This is a genomic window from Aeromonas sp. 600479 (assembly GCF_049175515.1).
Taxonomy (GTDB): domain Bacteria; phylum Pseudomonadota; class Gammaproteobacteria; order Enterobacterales; family Aeromonadaceae; genus Aeromonas; species Aeromonas veronii_A.
Genome location: NZ_JAAKVF010000003.1, coordinates 178,380 through 200,858, shown reverse-complemented (window position 1 = coordinate 200,858; position 22,479 = coordinate 178,380). Strand labels below are relative to the sequence as shown.

Sequence of the window (22,479 nt, the reverse complement as noted above, 5' to 3'; positions counted from 1 at the left end):
GGGGGTGAAATGGAAAAAGAGTGATTGCATATCCATTCACATTAGTGACTAATGATAGGAGGCGACGCGGCTCGGGCCATGGCACGGCGAGCGGTCCGGCTGGGTAGTTATTTGAAATCAGTCACACTTCCTGCAGACACCGCGTTTCTGGCAACCAGCTCGCCGCAAAAACAACAAGGAGCCCGCAGGCTCCTTGTTTTGTATGGCGGTATGGTTGAGCCGCGATTACTGGGCGATCTCCACCTTGTCAGCAGGTTGTAGCGGGATGCGGAACACGGTGAGGCGCAGGAACAGGTAGATGGCACCCAGCGCCGCCCAGATCAGCCCCAGCTCGAAGGAGGCGGGTTCCAGATTGAGCCACAACACCCCGATGCAGGCGGCGCCACAGAGCGGCAGCAGCAGGTACATCAGGTGATCCTTGAGACACTTGTTGCGGCCCAGCTTCACATAGAAGTGGGCAATCACCGCCAGATTGACGAAGGTGAAGGCCACCAGGGCGCCAAAGTTGATCAGTGCCAGTGCCATCTCGAGATCGAACGATACCGCGGAGAGGGCCAGCAGACCGACCAGCAGCACATTGCATGCCGGGGTCTGCCACTTCGGATGCACATAGGAGAAGAAGCGACTCGGCAGAGCGCGATCACGACCCATTACATAAAGCAGGCGCGACACCCCGGCGTGAGAGGCGAGTCCCGAGGCCAGCACCGCCACCGTAGTGCAGACCAGTACCACCGCCTGGAACAGTTTGCCACCGACATAGAGAGCGATCTCCGGCAGGACTGCATCCGGTTGCTTGAAGCGGGAGATGTCCGGGAAGTAGAGCTGCAGGAAGTAGGACGTGCTGACAAACAGCACACCGCCGATCAGCGCCGTCAGCACGATGGCGCGGGGGATCACCCGATCCGCGTCCGGTGTCTCTTCCGACAGGGTGCTGATGGCATCAAAGCCGAGGAACGACAGACAGAGGATGGAGGCACCCATCAACAACGGCGAGATGTTGATCTGCTCGGAGAAGAAGGGACGGCTGCTGGCCACGGTCCCCAACCCTTCACCGTTGTGGACGCCCCAGGCGATCAGGCCGATGAAGACGGCGATAATACTGAACTGCATGATGACGATCAGGCTGTTGAAGTTGGCCACCAGCTTGATACCGCGCAGGTTAAGGGCGGTCATCACCGCCGCCAGTCCGAAGATATAGGTCCAGGGCTCCACCTCGGGGAAGAGAGCCTGCAGATAGATCTTGGCCAGCAGCATGTTGATCATCGGCATGAACATATAGTCGAGCAGGGAGGTCCAGCCCACCATAAAGCCGACATAGGGGTGAAACACCTTCTGGGCATAGGTATAGGCGGAGCCTGCCGACGGGAACTTGCGTACCAGATGGCCGTAGCTCAGGGCTGTGAACAACATGCCGATAAGGGCAAAGAGGTAGGCGGTCGGCACATGGCCTTCGGTAATTTCGGTGACGATGCCGAAGGTATCGAATACCGCCATGGGAGTGAGGTAGGCAAGACCCATGACCACGACCTGCCACAGTTTCAGGGTCTTTTTCAGACCAACCGGTTGGGCGTTCATCATGCCTGTTCCTCACGCGGTGCCAGGGCGGCACACTCCATCAACGAAACCGGGAGAGAGGCCCGGGAATCAAGGGCGCCGGGGTGGCGCGCGCCGGTCAGAGCCGGCAGGAAAGCATAGAGATGCCCCATGTTGTTCCTCACAGAATGTGGTGTCGGGAGATTGCTGCCAATCTCGCTATCTTTTCCGGGGGTTATCCGGCCTCGTTTATGGGTTTGTTCGCTGCACAAAAAAGGACCGGTGAGATGTGGTGATACCGGTCCTTGCAGTGGCGGCGCATTGTGCATTTGCAGGGCCCCCTTGACAAGTAAAAAAGGGGGGCGAAACTGCATTTTTTTGCACAGGTTAGCGATTGCTTTCCTGCTGGTCAGTCCAGCACGGCCTCCAGCGATTTTTCAAGGAGTCGCAACCCTTCGTCAATCACTGCCGCAGGGGCGGTCAGGGGGGCGAGAAAACGGATGACATTTGCGCGCACCCCGCATGAGAGCAGGATCAGACCGCGCTTGCCCGCCTCGGTCACCAGACGTTTGGTTAGGTCGGGATCGGGCCGGCTGGCATCACGTTGTTTCACCAGTTCCATGGCCACCATGGCTCCGGGTCCACGAATTTGACCTATGCAGTCAAAACGCTCGGCTATGCGTTCCAGTCCCGCCTTGATCTGCTCACCTTGCGCCTGGGCCTTCTGGTTGAGCTGCTCCTCTTCGATCACCTGCAACACCGCCAGCGCGGCGGCGCAGGCAATGGGGGAACCGGCATAGGTGCCACCCAGGCCCCCCGGCTTGGCGGCGTTCATGATCTCTGCCTTGCCGACTACTGCAGAGAGCGGGAAGCCCCCCGCCAGACTCTTGGCCAGGGTCATGATGTCCGGCTCGATGCCGGCATACTCGGTGGCGAAGGTCTTGCCGGTGCGGCAGAAGCCGCTCTGGATCTCGTCACAGATGAGCAGAATGCCGTGCTGATCGCAGATGCTGCGCAGCTTTTGCATAAAGCTCGCGGAGGCAGGATAGAAGCCACCTTCTCCCTGTACCGGCTCGATGATGATGGCGGCAACGCGGGAGGGTTCGATGTCGGCGCTGAAGCAGAGATCGAGGGCGTACAGGGCATCCTCTTCACTTACCCCCAGATAGTCGGCGGGGAAGGGGATGTGGTAGACCTCACCCGGGAAGGGGCCAAAGCCGGTCTTGTAGGGGACCACCTTGCCGGTGAGCGCCATCCCCATCATGGTGCGGCCGTGAAAGCCCCCCTTGAAAGCGATGGTGCCGCTGCGACCGGTATGGGCGCGGGCGATCTTGATGGCGTTCTCGACTGCCTCGGCACCGGTGGAGAGAAACAGGGTGCGTTTCGGGGTCGGGCCGGGCACCAGGGCGTTGAGCTTTTCGGCAAGCTCGATATAGCCCGGGTAAGGGGTGACCTGAAAGCAGGTGTGGCTGAATTTTTCCAGCTGCTCGCGCACCGCCGCCACCACCTTCGGGTGGTTGTGGCCGGTGTTGAGCACGGCGATGCCGGAGGCAAAGTCGATGTAGCGGTTGCCCTCCACATCCCACAGCTCGGCATTTTGCGCACGGTCGATAAAGACCGGCAGCAGGGTGCCGACGCCGTTGACCACGGCCGCTTCGCGGCGTGCTTGCCACGCCTTGTTTGATTCTGACTGACTCATCTTTCCTCCCTGAGGGGCCGTAGCCCCGGATATTCCCTGAAAATGTGGTGGGCGATCTGGCGCCCATTACCGCCGAACAGCCCATCGGGCCAGATCGGCGGCCTGTCGTCTCTGTTTTACTGCCCTAGCGAATGGCGCCAAAGCAGAGATATTTGGTCTCCAGATACTCCTCCAGCCCCTCGGCGGCCCCTTCCCGGCCCAGACCTGACTCCTTGATGCCGCCGAAGGGAGCCAGCTCAGTTGAAATGATCCCCTCGTTGATGCCGACCATGCCGTATTCAAGCTGCTCGGCGACGCGCCAGACACGGGCGATATCGCGGCCATAGAAGTAGGCGGCGAGCCCATAAGGGGTATCGTTAGCCAGCGCGATGGCTTCGGCTTCCGTCTCGAAGCGCACCAGCGGGGCGACCGGGCCGAAGATCTCCTCCTGCAGGATGGGGTTGGTTTTATCCACCTTGCCCAAAATGGTGGGTTGGTAGAAGAGGGGGCCGGCGGGGTGGGCTTCGCCCCCCAGCAGTACTTCGGCACCGGCGGCGACTGATTGCTGCACCAACTCGGCTACCTTGCTGGCGGCGGCGGGGTTGATGAGCGGGCCGATCTGGGTGCCTTCCGCCATGCCATCTCCCACCTTGAAGGCTCTGACGGCAGCGGTCAGCTTCTCGGCGAAGGCGTCATAGATACTGGCCTGCACCAGAATGCGGTTGGCGCAGACGCAGGTTTGCCCGGCGTTGCGGTATTTGGAGGCGAGTGCCCCGGCCACGGCGGCGTCGAGGTCGGCGTCGTCAAAGACGATAAAGGGGGCGTTACCGCCCAGCTCCAGCGACAGCTTCTTCATGGTGTCGGCGCACTGGCGCATCAGCAGCTTGCCGATGCGGGTGGAGCCGGTGAAGGAGAGCTTGCGCACCACCGGATTGCTGCACAGCTCGTTGCCCACAGCGCTCGCCTGATGGCTGGTGACGATATTGATGACACCGGCGGGGATGCCCGCCTGCTCGGCCAACACCGCCAGCGCTAGCGCGCAGAGCGGCGTTTCTGCGGCGGGTTTGATGACGATGGTGCAACCCGCTGCCAGCGCAGGGCCCGCCTTGCGGGTGATCATGGCAATGGGGAAGTTCCACGGAGTGATGGCGGCGACTACCCCGACCGGCTGCTTGATGGTGGCCAGCCGGCGATCGCCGCTAAAACCCGGGATGGTGCGGCCATAGGCGCGCTTGCCCTCCTCGGCGAACCACTGGATAAAGCTGGCGCCATAGGTCACCTCGCCCTTGGCTTCTGCCAGCGGCTTGCCCTGCTCGCAGGTCATGATGCGCGCCAGCTCGTCGCTATGGGTTGTGATGGCGGCAAACCAGGCGTAGAGCTTGTTGCTGCGCTCCTTGGCGGTCAGCGCAGCCCAGGCGGGTTGCGCCGCGTGGGCGGCCGCGATGGCGCGGCGGGTATCCTCGGCATCCATGTCGGGCACCTGGGTAATGACGGCCCCGCTGGCAGGATTGGTCACCTCGAAGGTGCGGCCGCTGGCGGCCTCGCACCAGTGACCAGCTATATAGGCACGGGATTTGATCAAGCTTTGATTGGAACTGGTAGCGGACATGGCAAGCCTCGATGATGAAACCTGGCAGCAAGGTGGCGATGATGCGGCTCATCCTGTACTGCTGCCGTATAAAATAATAAGCACAGAGAGACCATAAATTGAGCGCAAATGTTTTTCAAGTGTTAAATATATTTGAATTGTTGGTGTGTCGCATGCTAGAAATTGGGCTGTGTAGCGCAGTTTAACCAGATGAACAGGGTATCGCACGATAAGTGGTGTGCAAAATAATGAACGCCAGGCTGTGTAAGATAGCAAACAGTGATGCCATGGCTGGTCCGCTATTTTAACCAGTGGCAACAGGGAGGTGGCCAATGTACCAACGTGACAAGGGAATCGATGGCGGAGGCCTGCCATGAGCGGGGCGCCAACCCAGAGCAGCAGTACCCGCTCCGGTCAGGGGGCTGCACGGCAGGCGAGCATGGGGGAGCGGCTGGCGGCGGTGCGTCATCAACTGGGGCTCTCCCAGCGGAGGGCGGCCGAGCTGAGCGGCCTGACCCACGGTGCTATCTGCATGATCGAGCAGGATAAGGTGAGCCCCTCGGTCGCCTCGCTGCAAAAGCTGCTCACCGTATATGGCTTGCCATTGTCACGCTTTTTTGCCGAAGAGGAGCTGAGTCGCCCGCCGCAGGTGGTGATCAAGGGTGATCAGTTGATCGAGCTGGGCAGTCAGGGGGTCTCGATGAAGCTGGTGCACAACGGCAACAACCGCCGCCAGCTCGGCTTTATGCTGGAGACCTACCCCCCGGGCACCGACACCGGTGGTCAGGTGACCCACCAGGGAGAAGAGGTGGGCACTGTGCTGGAGGGTTCGGTGATCCTGACCGTGGCAGGAGAGAGTTATCAGCTGGAGGCGGGTGACAGCTATGTGATCGACACTGGCGAACCCCACAGCTTCAGCAATCCGTCGGGGGAGACCTGTCGCATCGTCAGTGCCCATACCCCGGCCAGTTTTTAATCTTGGAATAGGGTTTGCCAACCAAACCGGTAAGGAAACAGGATCATGACCGAACATGTAAACAGTTACTACGCAGCCAGCGCCAATAAACACGCGCCCTACCCGACACTGACCGAGCAGCTGGAGTGCGATGTCTGCGTCATCGGGGCGGGGTATACCGGCCTCTCCAGTGCCCTGCATCTGGTGGAGAAGGGCTACAAGGTGGTGGTACTGGAGGCAGCCCGGGTCGGTTTTGGCGCCAGCGGCCGCAACGGCGGCCAAATAGTCAACTCCTACAGCCGCGACATTGACACCATAGAAGCGAACTGCCCGCCGGATCAGGCCAGGCTGCTCGGTTCCATGCTGTTTGAGGGGGGGCAGATCATCCGCGAGCGGATCAAACGCTACAACATCCAGTGCGATCTGCAGGAGGGGGGCGTCTTTGCCGCCGAGACCGAAAAACAGTTCCACGAGCTCAAGGCGCAGCAGGCGCGCTGGCAGAAGTGGGGCAACGACAAGCTGGAGCTGCTCGATGCCAGAGGCGTGCGCGAAGTGGTGGCGAGCGATCGCTACGTCGGCGCCCTGCTCGACAAGAGCGGCGGCCATATTCACCCCCTCAATCTGGCTCTCGGCGAGGCTGAAGCGATCCGCATGCAGGGTGGGCAGATCTTCGAGCAGTCTGCCGTTACCAGCATCACCCCGGGCCAGCCTGCTCTGGTCAAGACCGCCAAAGGAGCGGTGAAGGCGCGCTACATAGTGGTGGCCGGTAACGCCTACCTCGGCAATCTGGTGCCCGAGCTTGCCGGCAAGAGCATGCCTTGCGGCACCCAGGTGATCGCCACCGAGGTGCTGGGGGAGGAGCGGGCCCGCGAGCTGCTGCCGCAGAATTACTGCCTGGAGGATTGCAACTACCTGCTCGACTACTACCGCACCAGCGCCGATCACCGGCTGATCTATGGCGGCGGCGTGGTCTATGGCGCACGGGATCCGGCAGATATCGAGCGGCTGATCATCCCCAAGATGCTCAAGACCTTCCCCCAGCTTAAAGACGTCAAGGTGGAGTACACCTGGACAGGCAATTTCCTGCTCACCCTGTCGAGGCTGCCACAGTTTGGTCGCATCGGCCCCAACATCTACTACATGCAGGGCTACAGCGGCCACGGTGTCACCTGTACCCATCTGGCGGGCAAGCTGCTCTCCGAGGTGCTGAGCGGTCAGGCGGAGCGCTTCGATGCCTTTGCCAAGCTGCCGCACTACCCCTTCCCGGGCGGTCGGCTGTTCCGCATTCCCTTCACCGCCGCGGGCGCCGCCTGGTACACCTTGCGCGATCGGTTGGGGGTATAAGGGCTGCCCGGCGAGAAATATGGTCTGGTGCTGGCGACGATGCGAGCGCAGATGCCAGCACAAATGCCGAAAAACAGAAGGCCACCGCGAGGGTGGCCTTCTGTTTTACCCGAAGCGGGTTGCCGCGATTAGCTGTAATAGGCTTCGACGGTGCCCTTGAGTTTGATCAGGATGGGTTGACCACGGCGATCCAGCGCCTTGGGGGAGGGGATCTTCACCCAGCCTTCACTGATGCAGTACTCCTCGACATCGGTGCGCTCTTTGCCGTTCAGGCGAATACCGATCGGGTGCTCGAAGCAGGCTGCCACATAGTGAGGGCTGCGGGGATTGCAGGAGAGGTGATCCGGCAGAGCCGGTTTGGTGCTGGTATCGCTCATCGATATAACCCGAAATGAATAAAAAGTGGGTCATTGTAGAGAATGCCGCCATGGCATTCAAGGCGGCCACAATACCGGCCAAGGCGGGCGGCCATTTATGTTGGTGACTTGCTTATCCCCGTTGCCAATCCATCCCCAGCTCGGGGCGACCGCTATGCCCGATCCGGATTGCGTTATCGGGCATAGCGTCTATTACAGGCTGACTTCTATTTGCGGGTCAGCTTGTCGAGGTAGCCCATGGCGAAGGCCGAGAGGACAAAGGTGATGTGGATCAGCAGGTACCACTTGATCTTGTCGTTGGGGAGGTTTTCGGCATTCATAAACACCTTGAGCAGGTGAATGGAGGAGATGGCGACAATGGAGGCGGCGACCTTGTTTTTCAGGGAGCCGGCATCGAGCTTGCCGAGCCACACCAGTTTGTCGCTCTCATCCCCTACATCGAGGCGCGAGACGAAGTTCTCATAGCCGGAAAACATCACCATCACGATAAGTCCCCCCACCAGGGTGATATCGATCAGCGACAGTGTGACCAGCACCAGATCCACCTCTTTCATCTCCAGTATGTTGGGCAGGATATGGAGGATCTCCTGAAAGAATTTCACCCCCAGTGCCAGCAGTATGAGGCTGAGCCCAAGATAGATGGGGGCCATGATCCAGCGGGATGCGTACATCAATCTTTCAAACATGTTTTCCATAGTGCGATTAAAGATCCATCAAATGGTTAACAAACGAGTCGGCCATAGCTTAACCGAGATGCCTCACATCTCAAGCATCTCGATAGCATATTGCTGAATTGGGTGGTGCCAGGCAGGATTTTTTAACCCCGGGGAGGGCGATGGAGCGGTTGGCAGGGCTCGTGGCCTTGCCCATCCGGTGTCAGGGAAGATCCAGGGTAAAGCGGGCACCGCCGAGGGGAGATTCATCGACCCGGATCTGGCCGCCGTAGCTGTGAACGATCTCGGTCACGACAGCCAGACCGATGCCCTGGCCGGGCGAGCTGTCAGCGCGCACGCCACGCTGAAAGATCTGCTCCGATTTGGCCGGATCGATGCCCGGGCCATCATCTTCTACCTCGATGCGTAACCGATCGAGATGGCGGCGTACTGTCACCTTCACTTCGCTGATGGCAAATTTGCAGGCGTTGTCGAGCAGGTTGCCCATCAGTTCCATCAGATCGCCCTGTTCGCCGTGGAAGAGGGCATCATCATCGAACTGGAAGTGGGTCTGCAGCTTCTTGTGGCGATAGACCTTGGCCAGACTGGCCAGCAGCTTCTCGATGAGCGGTACCGGCTCGGTGCCCTTGCTGGCGAGGCGCTGGCGACCGGTGACGGCTCGTCTGAGTTGGTACTGGATCATCTGATCCATGGTGAGGATCTGTTCATTGATGTTGTCGTGGATCTCCCTCCCCAGCTTCATTTCGCGGGTGGTGATCTGGATCAGCGCCAGCCGTGTTTTCAGGCTGTGAGCGAGATCGTTGAGGGCATGCTGGTAGCGCTGGGTCTGCTGGCGTTCGTTCTCCAGCAACTGGTTGATGGAGTCGGTCAGCGGGGCCAACTCCCGTTCAAAATCATGGGCGATAGCATCCCGCTTGCCTGCCCGGATGTCGTCGAGCTGATTGGCGATAGTGCGCAGGGAGCGGAGGCTCCAGAAGGTGGTGAGCAGCAGCAGCCCGGCTAGCAGCAGATAGGCGAGCAACGCCTGTTTGGCCGTCTGGTAGAGGTAGGCGCGGGACTCTTCGTGATAGCGTTTGGCCGAGTCGATCATCACCACGTAGTAAGCGGTGGTGCCATTGCCGGGGTTGCGGATAAAACGCAGGCTGTAGACGAAGTAGCTTTCGCCGTTCTTGATAGTGTGTTTTTTGAAAAAGTAGTCCAGATCCATCCCGCCCAGATACTTCATCAACTCTCTGCAGATGGTCTGCTTGGAGCTAATGACCTCCGGCATATGAAGACTTGACCAAATCATCTCGCCATCGGCACGACAGATCAGCGTATCGAGATTGCTGTTACTGACCTGGCGGGAGATACGGCCGATCTCGGTGGCTTCGCTGTTGACCGGCTTGGTGGAGGAGAAAAGCTTGGCCAGGTTCTCCTGCATGCCGGCGCTCGCCTTCTGACTCTGCTCCTCCATGTGGCCGAGGTAGAGGGCGTAGACGGCAAACCCCATGATCAGTGCGATCACCAGCAGCGAGCTGAGCAGCAGTTTGATGTGCAGTGAGCTGCGGATCATCTTGACTGGGCGTGGCAGATGAAACTGCATCAGCTACAGGAGAGGTTGAAGATGTAACCTTGACGCCTGATGGTCGAGATGGGTTGAATCGTCCCTTCCGGATCCAGCTTTTTACGCAGGCGGCTCACCATCACCTCTATGGTGTTGGGATCCCCTTCTCCATCGCCGTATAGCTGGTCAAGCAGTTGCTGCTTGGAGACCACCTGACGGGCGTTGCGCATCAGGTACTCCAGAATGAGGTACTCAAAGCTGGTGAGCACAGCCACTTCACCAGCGATAGTCAGCTCCTTGCGGGAGAGATCAAGCTCGTAATCACCGGCCTTCACCTTGGGGGAAATAAAACCCGCGCTTCGGCGCATCAGGGCATTGAGGCGGGCCAGCAACTCATCTTTCTGGAACGGTTTAACCAGATAGTCATCAGCTCCAGCCTCCAGTCCTTCGACCTTGTCCTGCCAGTTGCCACGGGCTGTCAACACAATGATGGGGAAGGGGATCTGCCGCTCGCGCAGTTGGCGGATCAACTGCAAACCATCCATATCGGGCAGACCGAGATCGATGATCGCCACATCAATGGGGTAGTCGGCGGCATAGTGCAGCGCAATTCCGGCCTGATCGGTACTGTAGACCTGGTTGTTTGCTTCGGTCAGCAGAGAGGAGAGGTGGTGATTGAGCAGCTTGTCGTCTTCGACCAACAGAATTTTCATGATGTGAACGGTCATAGGGGTCCAGACTGTCAATTAGAAAGTGTATGTCGCTTTGAGTCAATTCGAATCCTATCGTGCAGCTCCTGTATCGGGACTGAATCATAAGGCGTTCTGCTTGTAGAGACCTGTCAGAGTCGTGAGCAGTGGGTCGCTTCAGAGACACCGGTCTTGTCACGTTCAAAAAAACAGAAGGGGCAATGTGCGCCCCTTCTGTTTTTGTTCTGCTGCTTGTTAGCTGCGGCGCGGCGGCAGCATATTGGTGAGGGTGTTGTCTTTGAGAATATGGTGGTGATAGAGGGCGGCCACTGTGTGCAGGCCGATCAGGGCGTAACCGATATTGCCCAAGGTTTCGTGCACCTCCTTGATCAGCCCCTTGATATCCGGACTGGGGGAGATCAGGGCAGGCAGCTCGAGCCCGAAGAAGGGGATAGGCTTGCCTGCGGCGCTCAGCAGCAGCCAGCCAAACAGCGGGGTGAGTATCAGAAAGCTGTAGAGGGCGAGGTGGGCCAGTTTTGCCAGCTTGTGCATGACCGGGGAGAGCTCGGGCACGATACGGGGTGTCGGGCTCATCCAGCGCAGGGCCAGTCTGACAAACACCAGGGCGAAGATAAGCAGCCCCAGCATAAAGTGCCACTCCTTCATCAGATCCCGGCCAGGGTCCCCTTTGGGGAAGATATCGCGAAATTCGATCAGGGCATAGACGGCGATCATGGCCCACAGGGTCAGCCAGTGCAGCCCGATATTCAGGGTGCCATAACGTTGTTCACTGTTCATCAGCATAGGTTTGTTCCTTCTAAGTGTTGTCACATCCGTGTGGCATCCGCGCACTCAAACGTGTCGGGGCGAGGCCAGAGCCCTTGGCTGCAACAGCCGGGCTGCCGTGCTTGTCATACATCTGCAATCTGCTGCTGGCATCAGTCAGAGAGCAGATGCCCTCTACTGTCTGTATGGTATCACTGGCAACCGGGTGGATAGTCTGATCAATGCCACACAATTTACAGGCTCATTAAGCCCCTTGTGACGTGAAGGCTGCGTGAAATTGCGTCTGTGGGGCCAATGACGGCTTCACGCCCGGGATCAGGCGGGCTCGATGGCCAGCACCACGCAATCCGGCTCGCTGATGCGAAAACGGACGTTGCAGTCAAACAGCCGCACCCCGTACTCCTTCTCATCGGGCTTGCCCTTCTTGTAGGCGGGGCGCGGATCTTGCGCCAGCACTTCGCTCACCAGCTGGCGCAGCTCGGGATGGGCCTTGAGCCAGGGTTGCAGCTGCTGCTCTGCATCGGCACTAAAGCTCACCGTCAGCGGCGAGGTGGGAGCGTCGGGGGCAAAGCCGCCACGGGCATCCGGCAGGCTGTCGGCATAGGGGATATAGGGTTTGATATCGACGATGGGGGTGCCATCGAGCAGATCCACCGCCCCCAGCTCCAGCCACAGCTTGCCCCGCTCACGGCCGATCCCGTGCAGCTCGACTACAGAGAGCCCAAGCGGATTGGGGCGGAAGGTGGAGCGAGTGGCAAAGACGCCGACCCGCTCGTTGCCGCCCAGGCGCGGTGGGCGCACCGTCGGGTGCCAGCCCTGCGCCATGGTCTGGTGAAACACGAAGCTGAGCCACAGATGGGAGAACTGCTCGATGCCGCGCAGCACATCTGGCTGATCGTAAGGGGGGAGCAGCTCGAGGCGGGCACGGGCTGATTTGACCAGACCGGGCTGGCGGGGGATGGCGAACTTCTCCTTGTAGGGAGAGCGGATGATCCCGAGGGTGTCGATTTCGAACTTCATGGTGGATCCTGACTGAAAACCCCGGCAATTTAGCACAGGCGGCCCCAAAACGCAGGCTTGGCCTCGATACGCCCTTTTCTGCGGCGCTGCCGTGATCCCAGTCCCATCCCGGCCAGTCGGGGGCTGTGCCCGCACGCCAAGTTGCGTAGGGTGAAGGCAACTGGCGTGTCAGGATGAAATGTGCGCACTCGCACCGAAGGGGGAGGGAGAGGGATGAAACTGCTGATTATCGGTGGCACCGGCTTTTTAGGGCGCCACCTCACCGCGCTGGCGCTGGATTGGGGCCATGAAGTGACTCTGTTTAACCGTGGCCTGCACCAGCACCCGGACTGGCGCGATCTGGTGCAGCTCACCGGTGACAGGGACAAGAGCCTGAGCGCCCTGCAAGGGGGTGGGTTGCAGTGGGATCTCGCCATCGACACCTGCTGCTATCGCCCCGAGCAGGCGGCGAGCCTCTCGGCGGCTTTGCTCGGGTGCTGCGCACGGCTGATCTTTATCTCCACAATCAGCGTCTATCGCGATTTCTCAATACCCGGAATGGATGAGTCGGCGCCCCTGCACCCTATCCCCGAAGGGGAAACGCCCACTGACTATGGCCCGCTCAAGGTGTTGTGCGAGGAGGAGTATCGCGCCCGCTGGGGTGAGCGGCTTTGCATCCTGCGCCCGGGCGTGCTGTGCGGCCCCCATGATCCCACCGGTCGCATGGCCTGGTGGATTAAGCGGGTGCAGCAGGGCGGGCCCTGGTTGTTACCGGGCTGTGGCGAGGATCGCTTGCAGTATCTCGATGTGCGCGACTGCGCCGAGTTTGTGCTGCGAGCGGCCGAGCAGCAGTTGGGGGGCACATTCAACTTGCTCAAACCCGGCATTACCCTCTGCGACTGGCTGGAGCGGTTGAGCGCCCGGTTGCAGCCCGCTCGCCCCATCCAGCCCGAGTGGCTGCCCTGGTCGACCCTGATGGCGGCCGGAATCGAGCCCTGGCAGAGCTATCCCACCCTGCTGCCCTGCGCGCAGGTGGAGTTTGCCAGTTACGGCTCTATAAGCGCCGAGGCGGCCATCGTTAAGGGATTGAACTTTCGGCCGCTGGAGGAGACCGCCGCCGACCTTGCCCACTGGCTGGCCATCGAGCCTGCCGCCGGGGTGGCGGAACATGCCATGACTCAGGCCGAGGAGACCTCGCTGCGGCAGCAGTTGCTGGAGCCCAGCCTGTAATAGGAGAGTGCATCGAGCCGCTGCTGCCGAGCGTGGTACGGCAGGTGCGAATACAACGAGAGAGGGCATCCCGCGGGATGCCCTCTCTGTCTATCCATGCCTGATGGTTGCCGAATAGAGGCTGACGCGATTCCCCATCCCATCGCTGTCGCTCACCGAGTTAGCGGATGGCGGCCCCCGCGGCTACCAGCAGCTCTTTCAAGATGGCGCGATGGCAGCGGGACTCCTGCTCGCAGTAGCAACCGACCGAGAGGTTGGTGGTATGAGAGAGGGCGGCCAGCAGCGCCAGATCGTGCCTGGCGGCAGGTTGCGCCATCTCGGCCTTGTACTGTTTGCCAAACGCTGCCCACTGGGCGGGCGGCGCACCGTGCCGATCCGCAGTCCCTCATCGGGCAGGCGCGGGCTGCCAAGGCGAACGATAGCAAGGGCCATGACAGCGGGTTACTTCTCTTCGGCCACTTTCAGCGCCTGCCCGTAGCAGATCACCTGTTTCAGGCAGCCCGGGGTGTCGCTGAATTCGGCGCATTTGTCGATGGTGACGCCGTTGCCACCCATGTCTGCCGCGCGGCGACGGGCCTGGGTGCGCGCTTCACCGGCGTTGGGCACCGGCTGGTTGGCATCGGCCTGGCAGGATTCACCCTCGATGGTGCCGAGGTAGAGGTAGTTGAGGTCAGCCAGCTCATCCTGTTCATAGATGCGCACGCTACCGGGTTTGAAGTATTCGTCGAAGTTCTCTTTATCCAGATTGCTGTTGAAGGCGTAGTTGGCACAGCCGGAAGCAATCAGGGGCATCATCAGGATCAGGCGTTTCATCGTCTCGTATCTTGTGTCGGTGATGAGGACAGTAGAAATGCGCGGGCGCTCCATGTCGGCATCTTGTTGAATAATGAGGGGGACATTATAGGGGCCAGCCGCCTGCGGCGACCAGCCCCGTTTTGCGCCCTGTTGTCAGGGTGTGACCCCCATCAGCCTGATATCAAACAGGAGCCAGTCGCTGATAGAGGCTGCGGTAGTAATCATCCGCCAGCAGCTCGTTGTGAGGGGCGCAGAGGCGGATCTGTCCCTCTTCCATCAGGGCAATCCGGTCCATCTGTTCCATCCCCAGCAGACGATGGGAGATGAGCAGCAAGGTGCGATCTGCCCCGAGCCGGAACAGCAGATCCATCATCTCCCGCTCGGTCTGGCTGTCTAGCCCTTCGGTCGGCTCGTCCAGCAGCCAGAGCGGCGCATCGTGCAGCAGGGCGCGGGCGATGCCGATACGGCGACGCTCACCACCGGAGAGGGGGCGGCCGCCGTCACCGAGCCAGGCGTCGAGGCCCGCCTCATCTTCCAGCAGATTGGCCAGTCCGACCTGGGTCAGCACCGCAATCAGCTGCTCGTCAGTGGCGGTCGGGGCGGCCAGCTTGAGGTTGCCCCGCAAGGTATCGGCAAACAGATGCACCCGCTGGCTCACCACCGAGATGGAGGCGCGCAGCGCCCCTTCGCTATAGTCGGTGAGCGGCTTGCCATCGAGAAGGATCTTGCCAGCCTGCGGGCTCCACTCCCGGGTCAGCAGCCCCATCAGGGTCGATTTGCCGCAGCCGGTCTGGCCCAGCAGCGCCAGCCTCTCACCGGCGTGCAGTTGCAGGGTGCAGCCACGCAGCACCGGCTGGGGGTTGCCGGGGTAGCCAAAATAGAGGTCATTGATCTGCAGCGCGCCAGCGGTGGCATGGGTCTGTTCGTCGCCCCACACGGGGGCTTTTGCCTCTTGCAGGATCTCGTTCAGGCGGCGTGCCGAGGTGAGGCTGGTGGAGAGGTGCTGGAAAGCCCCCGCCAGCGGCATCAGTGCCTCGAAGCTTGCCAGGGTGGCAAAGACCATCAGTGCGGTAATGGGGTCGGGCGCAGCACCCGCTACCCCATGACCGGCCAGCCAGAGCATCAGGGTCAGGGTCCAGCCGCTCAGCAGTTGCACCGAGAAGTTGGCCAGCCCGCTCACCTTGGCCATGCGGGCCTGCGCGACCAGCAGCGCCTGTTCAGCCTGTTGCAGCTCAACCAGCGCCTTGGGGGCGGCGGCAAACATCTGCAGCTCGGCCTGACCATCCAGATAGTCCACCATCCGGGTACGCAGGGTCGATTTTTCGGCAATCAGCGCCTGACCGGGGCGACGGCCGAGGAAGTAGAACACCAGCGGCAGGGCGATCATGCCAAACAGCAGAATGGCACCCAGGGTAAGGGCGAGGCGACTGTCAAAAAACGACAGGAAGAAGACCAGTCCGGCGGTGCTGAGCAGGGCCGCGCCTATGGGGGTGATCAGCCGCAGATAGACGTGATCCATCGCATCGATGTCGGCCACCAGCCGGTTGAGCAGATCCGCCTGACGGAAACCGGCCAGGGTACCGGTGGAGAGCGGCGAGAGTTTCTGCCAGAACCAGACCCGCAACCGGGTCAGTACCCGGAAGGTGGCGTCGTGGCTCACCACCCGCTCACCCCAGCGACCGGCGGTGCGGACGATGGAGAAGAAGCGCACCCCGCCCGCGGGGGTCATGTAGTTAAAAGCATGGGTCGTCGCAACTGTCATCCCCGCCACGGCGGCGGCGGAGAGGAACCAGCCGGAGAGGGAGAGCAGCCCCATGCCGGCGGCCAGGGTCACCAGCGCCAGCAGCAAACCAATGGTGAGGCTGAGCCAGTGTTGGCGATAGAGGCGCAGAAACGGCAACAGATCACTCATCGAGAGAACCTCCGGAACGTTGGGAGAGCAGGCGGGCAAAAAGCCCCTGCCCAGAACTAAGTTGCTGGAAGCTGCCTTGCTCCACCAGCTGGCCGCGGGCCAGCACCATTATCTTGTCCATCTTGGTAAGCTGGTCGAGGCGGTGGGTGATCATCAGCAGGGTCTGGCCCGCCATCGCCTGCTCAAGGGTGGTCATGATGGCGCGTTCGGAGTGGCGATCCAGACTGGCGGTCGGTTCGTCGAGCACCATCAGCTGGGTTGATTTGAGCAGGGTTCGCGCCAGGGCGAGGCGCTGGGCCTGACCAACCGAGAGGCCGCCTGCCTGATCGCCGACCGGATAGTCGAGCCCCTTCTCCATGGCAAATTCCCACGCCTGAGCCCGCTTCAGGGCATCTTCCAGCTCGGCATCGCTGGCCGTTGGTTTGGCCAGCAGCAGGTTGTCACGTAAGGAGGCGTGGAACAGCTGCGGGTTTTGCGAGAGCCAGCCTAACTGCAGGCGCCACTGGCTCATGTCGAGGGTGGCAAGCTCCTGCCCGTTGACCTTGAGCTCGCCACGATAGGGGGCAAAGCCGAGCAGGGCGTTGACCAACGAGCTCTTGCCTGCGCCGCTGACGCCAATGAGGGCGGTACGCGTACCGGCTTCCAAAGTGAAGTCGATGGGGCCGACCAGCACCTTGCCTTCGGCGCTCAACACTTCAAGGGCTTTAGCTTCTACCTTGACCGGGCTGTCGGCATGGAACGGCGCTGTGCCTGCGGCCGGCTCGCTCACCTCGGCTTCGAGGAATTCAAGCAACTGCTCGGCAGCGCCGATAGCCTGCGCCTTGGCGTGGTAGTGGGCACCCAGTTCCCGCAGCGGGGCGTAGAACTCGGGGGCGAGAAACAGCACGAACAGGCCGGTAAAGAGGGTGACCTTGACCCCATAGCTACCAAAGTTCAGATGGTCGATATAAGAGAAGCCGAAGTAGACAGCGACCAGCGCCACTGAAATGGCGGCGAAGAACTCCAGCACTGCGGTGCTCAAAAACGCCAGACGCAGCACCTCCATGGTGCGCTCGCGAAAATCTTCCGAGGCGTCGCGAATGGCGTCACCTTCTGCCTGGGTACGCATAAAGAGTTGCAGGGTACGCAGCCCCTTCAGGCGATCGAGGAAGTGGCCGGAGAGACGGGCCAGCGCCTGAAAGTTGCGGCGGTTGGCATCGGCGGCGCCCACACCCACCAGGATCATAAAGATGGGGATGAGGGGGGCAGTGCCCAGCAGGATCAGACCCGCCGCCCAGTTGACCGGGAACACGGCCACCAGAATGACCACTGGAATAAAGACGGCGATGGCCATCTGCGGCAGATAGCGGGAGAAGAAATCCTGCATGTTTTCAATCTGTTCCAGCAACAGGCTGGCCCAGCTACCGGCCGGACGGCGCTGGATATAGGCAGGGCCGAGGCGACTCAAGCGAGTGAGCACCAGCTGGCGGATGGTCTGGCGCACCGCGCTGCCCGCCTTGAAGCTGGCCACTTCGCGGCCGTAGGCCAGCGCCGCTTTGCCTAGCGTCACCAGCAGCAGGGTAATAAAGAGCGTGATGGATTGCTCAGGCGTTGAGCCTTCGATGATAAAGCCGTGCAACAGGGTCGCCAGCAGCCAGGCTTGCGCCACCATCAGAATGCCCTGGCCAAGGCCAAAAGCGATGGATATCGTGATCCAGCGGCGACCGTGACTCGATTGCTTGCGCAACCAGCCATAGAGACGTTTTTGCGTTTTTTTATCCATTACCACCATCCTCGCGTCGAGTGGCGCAAGACTATCCTTGCCGTTTGGCCTTGGCAACCTTGTAAATTATCTGTGTTGAAAATGTTTGATTGAAAAAGCAACCGTCTGCTCAATCCTTGTCCGAACAGATTGATTTATTGAAAAAAGTGGCAAAGGCGCCATTGCGCTCGGCGGCAAAATGCATATAGTAGGAGCCCTGACGCGGGTGTAGTTCAATGGTAGAACGGTAGCTTCCCAAGCTGCATACGTGGGTTCGATTCCCATCACCCGCTCCAAATTTCAGATGCCAGGCGGGCATCGTATAATGGCTATTACCTCAGCCTTCCAAGCTGATGATGCGGGTTCGATTCCCGCTGCCCGCTCCAGCTTCAAAACAAAAAGCCCACTCCTGCAGTGGGTTTTTTGTTTTTCATCTGTCTTGTGCGCCGTTCGACGTCACGCTCACCGTTTCTCAGCTTTTCAGGCAAATTGCAGAGACAGAAAAGGCGCCCGAGGCGCCTTTTCAGATCAATAGCGTAGCGGGAGCTTATTCCTGCTCCAGCTCACCACAGAAACGGTAGCCTTCGCCGTGGATGGTGGCGATGATCTCCGGAGTATCGTTGACGCTTTCGAAGTGCTTGCGAATGCGACGGATGGTCACATCGACGGTACGGTCGTGGGGCTTGAGCTCACGGCCGGTCATCTTCTTCAGCAGCTCGGCACGGGTCTGGATCTGGCCCGGGTTTTCGCAGAAGTGCAGCATGGCGCGGAATTCGGAGCGCGGCAGCTTGAACATGTCGCCAGTCGGGCTGACCAGTGCGCGGCTGTTGATATCCAGCGCCCAGCCGTTGAACAGGTAGCGCTCAACCAGCTTCTTCTCTTCGCCACCGGCAGCCACATTCATGGTGCGGCTCAGCAGGTTGCGGGCACGGATGGTCAGCTCGCGCGGGTTGAACGGCTTGGTGATGTAATCATCGGCGCCGATCTCCAGACCCAGGATCTTGTCAACCTCGTTGTCACGACCGGTCAGGAACATCAGGGCGATGTTGTCGTTCTCACGCAGCTCACGGGCCAGCAGCAGGCCGTTCTTGCCCGGCAGGTTGATGTCCATGATCACCAGATTGATGGTGTGGGAAGTGAGGGCCTGGTGCATTTCGTCGCCGTTGTTGGCTTCGAGCACGATGTAGCCTTCGGCTTCAAAAATGCTTTTCAGGGTATTGCGTGTGACCAGCTCGTCTTCGACGATCAGAATGTGTGGTGTTTGCATGAGTATTCCCAGATTCTTATCAGTTAATTATCTTAAATTTAACACTCTTTGGCGTTTCAAACCGATTTCCTGACTGATCCTGAAAATTTATTACGTCATCCTGGGTATGAGAGTCAGGTCGGAATATCGCGAATTAGGCATCAGTACCGGCAAGTATCCCTGTGCCACTTATAGGTTCCCGACAAGTCTGGTCGAGCAGAGCCTGGAAAGGTCGTCCATTACGAAAGTGGCCGCATTTTATCAGTTAACAGGAGCATAACAACACTCTTTGCCGTCAGATAGCAACTTTTTAACTCTGATTTGATATAGGTCAAACCCTGGTACAGCAGCATCATACTTGGCCTGAACCGGGTTTTCGCCCCTACAAAATGTAATGGAATGTAACATGTGATTGACATGAATTTGTGGGAAAACTACAAGAAAATCTGCTTTATCGCGCCATTTGAGCCACCAGACTGGTCTGCCTTTGCCATCATCACAGCCTGGAATCCGGCCAGCCAGTGGGTCACACAACGACGCAATATGCGGCGGGAACGGGCGCTGTGGCGCCATCTGACCGTGGATTTGCAGGTGCCCGTGGTGGGGCCGTTTTGGGGATCTGACCCGGACGAACGCTGGCAGGAGTCATCGCTGGCGGTGGCGCTATCCCTGCCACAAGCCTGTCAGCTGGCTGCCCGTTTTGGCCAGAACGCTATCTACTGGGTGGAGGATGGCCAGCTCTGGCTGACACCAGTATTGACGGATAAATCAGCAGCTTGTCTGGGCAATATTGAATCCTTCTGGATTGCCAGAAACCTTGCCTGATGAAAGAATGAACACCTTCATGCATCTGAAAGGAATCAAATCATGCTGGATCTCCTGCCCGACCTCTGCGATCAACATGGCGACTTGCTGCAAGTGGCCGACCCGGTGTTTCAGGATTTTGGCGGCAAGGCCCTCTTTTATGGTCGCGCCGTAACGCTCTCCTGTTATGAAGACAACAGTCTGGTGCGGGATCTGGTGAGCCGCCCCGGTCACGGCAAGGTGATGGTGATCGACGGCGGCGGCTCGCTGCGCCGTGCGCTGCTCGGCGATCAACTGGCGGTCAAGGCGGTGGAGCAGGGGTGGGAGGGGATCCTGATCCACGGCGCGGCGCGGGATGTGGGCACCCTGGCGACATTGGCGCTCGGGGTCAAGGCGCTGGCGGCCTGTCCGGTCAAGACCGAGAAGCGAGGATTGGGAGAGCTTGGGGCTGTGGTCAGCTTTGCCGGTGTGACCATCCACGAAGGGGATTATGTCTATGCGGATCGCAACGGCGTGGTGGTGAGCGCCACGCCGCTGTTGTGATCATCAGAAATTGAAGCCGACCCCCAGACTCAGCGCCTGATCGGCAGTGATGGCGCTGACGCCGTAGTTGGCGGTGAGGGAGAGTCTGGGGGTCAGCAGCAGGCTGGAGTTGAGCTCCAGCAGGGTGCTGGCCTTGTTGAGATCGAGATGCTTGATCTGGCTGCCGATATTGAATGCCGGAGAGAGCTGGTAGCGTACCCCCGAACTCATATTGAAACCGGATGTGCGATTTTGATCCGCCACCGCCGGGCCCGCTTCCATAAAGAGGGTCACATCATCCACCACCGGATATTGATAGCCGCTATTGACCAGCCAGAGATCAAAACTGTCGCTGTGATGGCTATGGCCATTGAGCAGCACACCCGAGTAACTTTTGACATAGAGAGACGGGTTGGATTGCGGCTGAACCACTGCCCAGTCGGCGGCCTGAACAGCCAAGCTGGCGCAGGTTGCAAGCAGTGTGATGATGAGTGATTTGACCATTCGTTTCCCCTCCCTGGGTCCGGAACTGAGCCTAAGCATGGCACATGCCAGCTGGTAGTAAAGTGAAGGGAGATCACAATAAAATCCTTTGGCATGGGCGCCAGCCATGATAAACAGGCTGCCGTATTGATGGCTCTAATCATTAAGAGGTGAATCCATGAACAAGAAACTGACTCTGCTGGCCGCGCTGGCACTGGGAGGCTGTGCAATGGCAACAGGTTCCAGCATGGCTCAACTGCAAGCATCCAGCTGGCAGCTGCAAGGCGCCACCGGCGATACCTTCACCCTGCAAGTGGTCGACGGCAAGGTGGCGGGCAAGGGTGGCTGCAACCGCTATTTTGGCGGTATCACCAAGCAGGGTGACGGAGTCTTGACGCTGGGTGCCATGGGCTCCACTCGCATGATGTGCATCGGCGACGCCATGAACAAAGAGACCGAGTTCCTGCAAAAGCTGGAGAGGGTGGCAACCTACTCCATCAACGGCAACCAGCTGACTCTGAGCGATGCCAACAAGGCGGCCCTGCTCACCTTCAACGCGGTGCCTGCTGCCAAATAAGGCACGCGTTCGTCTGATTGCCCCGACAGCGCTGACTGTGCTGGCGGGTCAAACGCTCTGATACGCCCTCCCTCTGGAGGGCGTCTGTTTATCTGCGACGAGCCCTGTGTGGTCGTCCGCAACGGTTGTTCACTAGTCGATTCCCCTTTCTGCCCGGTTTGATACCAGCACCTCGAATCTTCGTTTCGGTACGCATCTTGATCATTTCAATGATTCTTGTATAGTTGAAATGACAGGTCGCAACAAGGGGAGTGAAGATGAACAAAGAGATGGCCACCAAGGTCTTTGAATCGCTGGCATCCGGCATCCGGCTCGATGTGTGGCGGCTGCTGGTGAAGGCGGGGCTGGAGGGGCGAGTCGCCGGTGAACTGGCCAGCGAGCTCGATATTGCCCCCAATACCCTCTCGTTTCACCTCAAGGCGATGCTCAATGCCGGTCTGCTGTCGGTGGAGCAGGAGGGGCGCTTTCTGCGCTACCGCGCCAATATTCCCCTGATGCTGGATGTGATCGCCTACCTCACCGAGGAGTGCTGCGCCGGTCATCCCGAGGCGTGCGGCGTGATGCGTGCCGAGTCAGCCTGCTCCCCCCATGTTTTGCCTGCGCAGCCCTGCTGCAACAAGGAGTAATGCAATGTCCTCCATTCAGATTTTTGATCCCGCCCTCTGCTGCTCCAGCGGTGTCTGCGGTACCGAGGTTGATCAGGCACTGGTCACCTTCGCAGCCGACCTTGCCTGGGCCAAGGAGCAGGGCGTTGCCATCGAGCGTTTCAATCTGGCCCAGCAGCCGCTGCAATTTGCCGAGACACCTGCCGTCAGCGCTTTTCTGACCCACGCCGGGGAGGAGGGGTTGCCGCTGGTGCTGGTGGAGGGACAGGTGGTGTTGACCGGCCGTTATCCGAGCCGCAGCGAGCTGGCTCGTTATGCCGGGCTGCCTGCGCCGCAAGCGGCCATCAAGGGGATCGTCAAAGGCGGCTGCTGCTCTGGCAGCGGTTGCTGCTGAG

The 22,479-nt window shown here is 59.9% G+C and carries 22 protein-coding genes, 2 tRNA genes and 1 pseudogene; 10 read left to right on the top strand and 15 right to left on the bottom strand.

Features of this window, described 5'->3' with window-relative positions; genetic code table 11:
- Positions 1 to 225 precede the first annotated feature (225 nt).
- The 3 genes from G5149_RS05480 to G5149_RS05470 all read right to left on the bottom strand — a co-directional run bounded on the left by G5149_RS05480 (position 226) and on the right by G5149_RS05470 (position 4,820).
- The gene (locus tag G5149_RS05480; RefSeq protein WP_227343014.1) at positions 226 to 1,575 is read right to left on the bottom strand and encodes an APC family permease; all 1,350 of its coding nucleotides are present in this window, start codon (positions 1,573 to 1,575) and stop codon (positions 226 to 228) included.
- Between the two features lie 367 nt (positions 1,576 to 1,942).
- Positions 1,943 to 3,232 (bottom strand): 4-aminobutyrate--2-oxoglutarate transaminase, encoded by a 1,290-nt coding sequence (gene gabT, locus G5149_RS05475; protein ID WP_421171739.1) that lies wholly within the window; start codon positions 3,230 to 3,232, stop codon positions 1,943 to 1,945.
- A 124-nt stretch (positions 3,233 to 3,356) separates the two neighbouring features.
- Entirely contained in the window at positions 3,357 to 4,820 is a 1,464-nt protein-coding gene (locus tag G5149_RS05470) for an NAD-dependent succinate-semialdehyde dehydrogenase (protein ID WP_421205405.1), read from the bottom strand.
- A gap of 418 nt (positions 4,821 to 5,238) precedes the next feature.
- Between G5149_RS05470 and puuR the strand changes: the two genes are divergently transcribed.
- Entirely contained in the window at positions 5,239 to 5,775 is a 537-nt protein-coding gene (gene puuR / locus G5149_RS05465) for an HTH-type transcriptional regulator PuuR (RefSeq protein ID WP_337072501.1), read from the top strand.
- 45 nt (positions 5,776 to 5,820) lie between these two features.
- Positions 5,821 to 7,098 carry an NAD(P)/FAD-dependent oxidoreductase gene (locus tag G5149_RS05460; protein WP_216953179.1) on the top strand — a complete coding sequence of 426 codons (1,278 nt, stop codon included), beginning with the start codon at positions 5,821 to 5,823 and terminating at the stop codon, positions 7,096 to 7,098.
- A gap of 128 nt (positions 7,099 to 7,226) precedes the next feature.
- Here the strand turns inward: G5149_RS05460 and G5149_RS05455 are convergent, their stop codons facing one another.
- The 6 genes from G5149_RS05455 to tsaA form a co-directional block, all read right to left on the bottom strand.
- Positions 7,227 to 7,475, bottom strand: a complete 249-nt coding sequence (locus tag G5149_RS05455; protein ID WP_005347440.1) for a DUF3297 family protein — start codon at positions 7,473 to 7,475, stop codon at positions 7,227 to 7,229.
- Between the two features lie 206 nt (positions 7,476 to 7,681).
- Positions 7,682 to 8,170: a TIGR00645 family protein gene (locus G5149_RS05450; RefSeq protein ID WP_040065876.1), complete on the bottom strand. Its 489-nt coding sequence runs from the start codon at positions 8,168 to 8,170 to the stop codon at positions 7,682 to 7,684.
- A gap of 181 nt (positions 8,171 to 8,351) precedes the next feature.
- Entirely contained in the window at positions 8,352 to 9,734 is a 1,383-nt protein-coding gene (locus G5149_RS05445) for an ATP-binding protein (RefSeq protein WP_421211932.1), read from the bottom strand.
- Entirely contained in the window at positions 9,734 to 10,408 is a 675-nt protein-coding gene (locus tag G5149_RS05440; RefSeq protein WP_041234484.1) for a response regulator, read from the bottom strand. The genes G5149_RS05445 and G5149_RS05440 overlap by 1 nt, the downstream gene beginning before the upstream one ends.
- Before the next feature lie 231 nt (positions 10,409 to 10,639).
- Entirely contained in the window at positions 10,640 to 11,188 is a 549-nt protein-coding gene (locus G5149_RS05435; RefSeq protein WP_236345509.1) for a cytochrome b, read from the bottom strand.
- A 297-nt stretch (positions 11,189 to 11,485) separates the two neighbouring features.
- Complete coding sequence (gene tsaA / locus G5149_RS05430; RefSeq protein ID WP_288727548.1) at positions 11,486 to 12,190, bottom strand: tRNA (N6-threonylcarbamoyladenosine(37)-N6)-methyltransferase TrmO; 705 nt, start codon at positions 12,188 to 12,190, stop codon at positions 11,486 to 11,488.
- 213 nt (positions 12,191 to 12,403) lie between these two features.
- On the opposite strand from tsaA, the gene G5149_RS05425 reads away from it, so the two are divergent.
- Positions 12,404 to 13,399, top strand: a complete 996-nt coding sequence (locus G5149_RS05425) for an NAD-dependent epimerase/dehydratase family protein (RefSeq protein ID WP_421211931.1) — start codon at positions 12,404 to 12,406, stop codon at positions 13,397 to 13,399.
- 160 nt (positions 13,400 to 13,559) lie between these two features.
- Here G5149_RS05425 and G5149_RS05420 read toward each other — a convergent pair.
- The 4 genes and pseudogenes from G5149_RS05420 to cydD all read right to left on the bottom strand — a co-directional run bounded on the left by G5149_RS05420 (position 13,560) and on the right by cydD (position 17,868).
- Positions 13,560 to 13,831, bottom strand: a pseudogene (locus G5149_RS05420) (DUF488 family protein).
- Between the two features lie 9 nt (positions 13,832 to 13,840).
- Positions 13,841 to 14,212, bottom strand: a complete 372-nt coding sequence (rcsF, locus tag G5149_RS05415) for an Rcs stress response system protein RcsF (RefSeq protein ID WP_101529794.1) — start codon at positions 14,210 to 14,212, stop codon at positions 13,841 to 13,843.
- Positions 14,213 to 14,375: 163 nt separating this feature from the next.
- Complete coding sequence (gene cydC / locus G5149_RS05410) at positions 14,376 to 16,106, bottom strand: heme ABC transporter ATP-binding protein/permease CydC (RefSeq protein ID WP_421211928.1); 1,731 nt, start codon at positions 16,104 to 16,106, stop codon at positions 14,376 to 14,378.
- Positions 16,099 to 17,868, bottom strand: coding sequence for a heme ABC transporter permease/ATP-binding protein CydD (gene cydD, locus G5149_RS05405; protein WP_421211926.1), 1,770 nt, complete (start codon positions 17,866 to 17,868; stop codon positions 16,099 to 16,101). The genes cydC and cydD overlap by 8 nt, the downstream gene beginning before the upstream one ends.
- Positions 17,869 to 18,069: 201 nt before the next feature.
- Between cydD and G5149_RS05400 the strand changes: the two genes are divergently transcribed.
- A tRNA-Gly gene (locus G5149_RS05400) sits at positions 18,070 to 18,143 on the top strand.
- A gap of 15 nt (positions 18,144 to 18,158) precedes the next feature.
- Positions 18,159 to 18,233: transfer RNA gene (locus G5149_RS05395), tRNA-Gly, on the top strand.
- A 161-nt stretch (positions 18,234 to 18,394) separates the two neighbouring features.
- Here the strand turns inward: G5149_RS05395 and arcA are convergent.
- Entirely contained in the window at positions 18,395 to 19,114 is a 720-nt protein-coding gene (gene arcA, locus G5149_RS05390; protein ID WP_005338193.1) for a two-component system response regulator ArcA, read from the bottom strand.
- A 396-nt stretch (positions 19,115 to 19,510) separates the two neighbouring features.
- On the opposite strand from arcA, the gene G5149_RS05385 reads away from it, so the two are divergent.
- Positions 19,511 to 19,918 (top strand): DUF3293 domain-containing protein, encoded by a 408-nt coding sequence (locus G5149_RS05385; protein WP_337072856.1) that lies wholly within the window; start codon positions 19,511 to 19,513, stop codon positions 19,916 to 19,918.
- Between the two features lie 42 nt (positions 19,919 to 19,960).
- Positions 19,961 to 20,440 (top strand): putative 4-hydroxy-4-methyl-2-oxoglutarate aldolase, encoded by a 480-nt coding sequence (locus G5149_RS05380; protein ID WP_337072855.1) that lies wholly within the window; start codon positions 19,961 to 19,963, stop codon positions 20,438 to 20,440.
- 3 nt (positions 20,441 to 20,443) lie between these two features.
- Here the strand turns inward: G5149_RS05380 and G5149_RS05375 are convergent, their stop codons facing one another.
- A complete protein-coding gene (locus tag G5149_RS05375) occupies positions 20,444 to 20,923 on the bottom strand; it encodes a hypothetical protein (RefSeq protein WP_201991688.1) in 480 nt (159 codons plus the stop codon).
- Positions 20,924 to 21,080: 157 nt separating this feature from the next.
- Between G5149_RS05375 and G5149_RS05370 the strand changes: the two genes are divergently transcribed.
- From G5149_RS05370 to arsD, 3 genes are all read left to right on the top strand, one after another.
- Positions 21,081 to 21,479 (top strand): META domain-containing protein, encoded by a 399-nt coding sequence (locus G5149_RS05370; protein ID WP_005347402.1) that lies wholly within the window; start codon positions 21,081 to 21,083, stop codon positions 21,477 to 21,479.
- 257 nt (positions 21,480 to 21,736) lie between these two features.
- Positions 21,737 to 22,105, top strand: coding sequence for an ArsR/SmtB family transcription factor (locus G5149_RS05365; protein WP_100654838.1), 369 nt, complete (start codon positions 21,737 to 21,739; stop codon positions 22,103 to 22,105).
- Positions 22,106 to 22,109: 4 nt separating this feature from the next.
- A complete protein-coding gene (arsD, locus tag G5149_RS05360; protein WP_421211922.1) occupies positions 22,110 to 22,478 on the top strand; it encodes an arsenite efflux transporter metallochaperone ArsD in 369 nt (122 codons plus the stop codon).
- The last annotated feature ends 1 nt before the right edge of the window (position 22,479 follow it).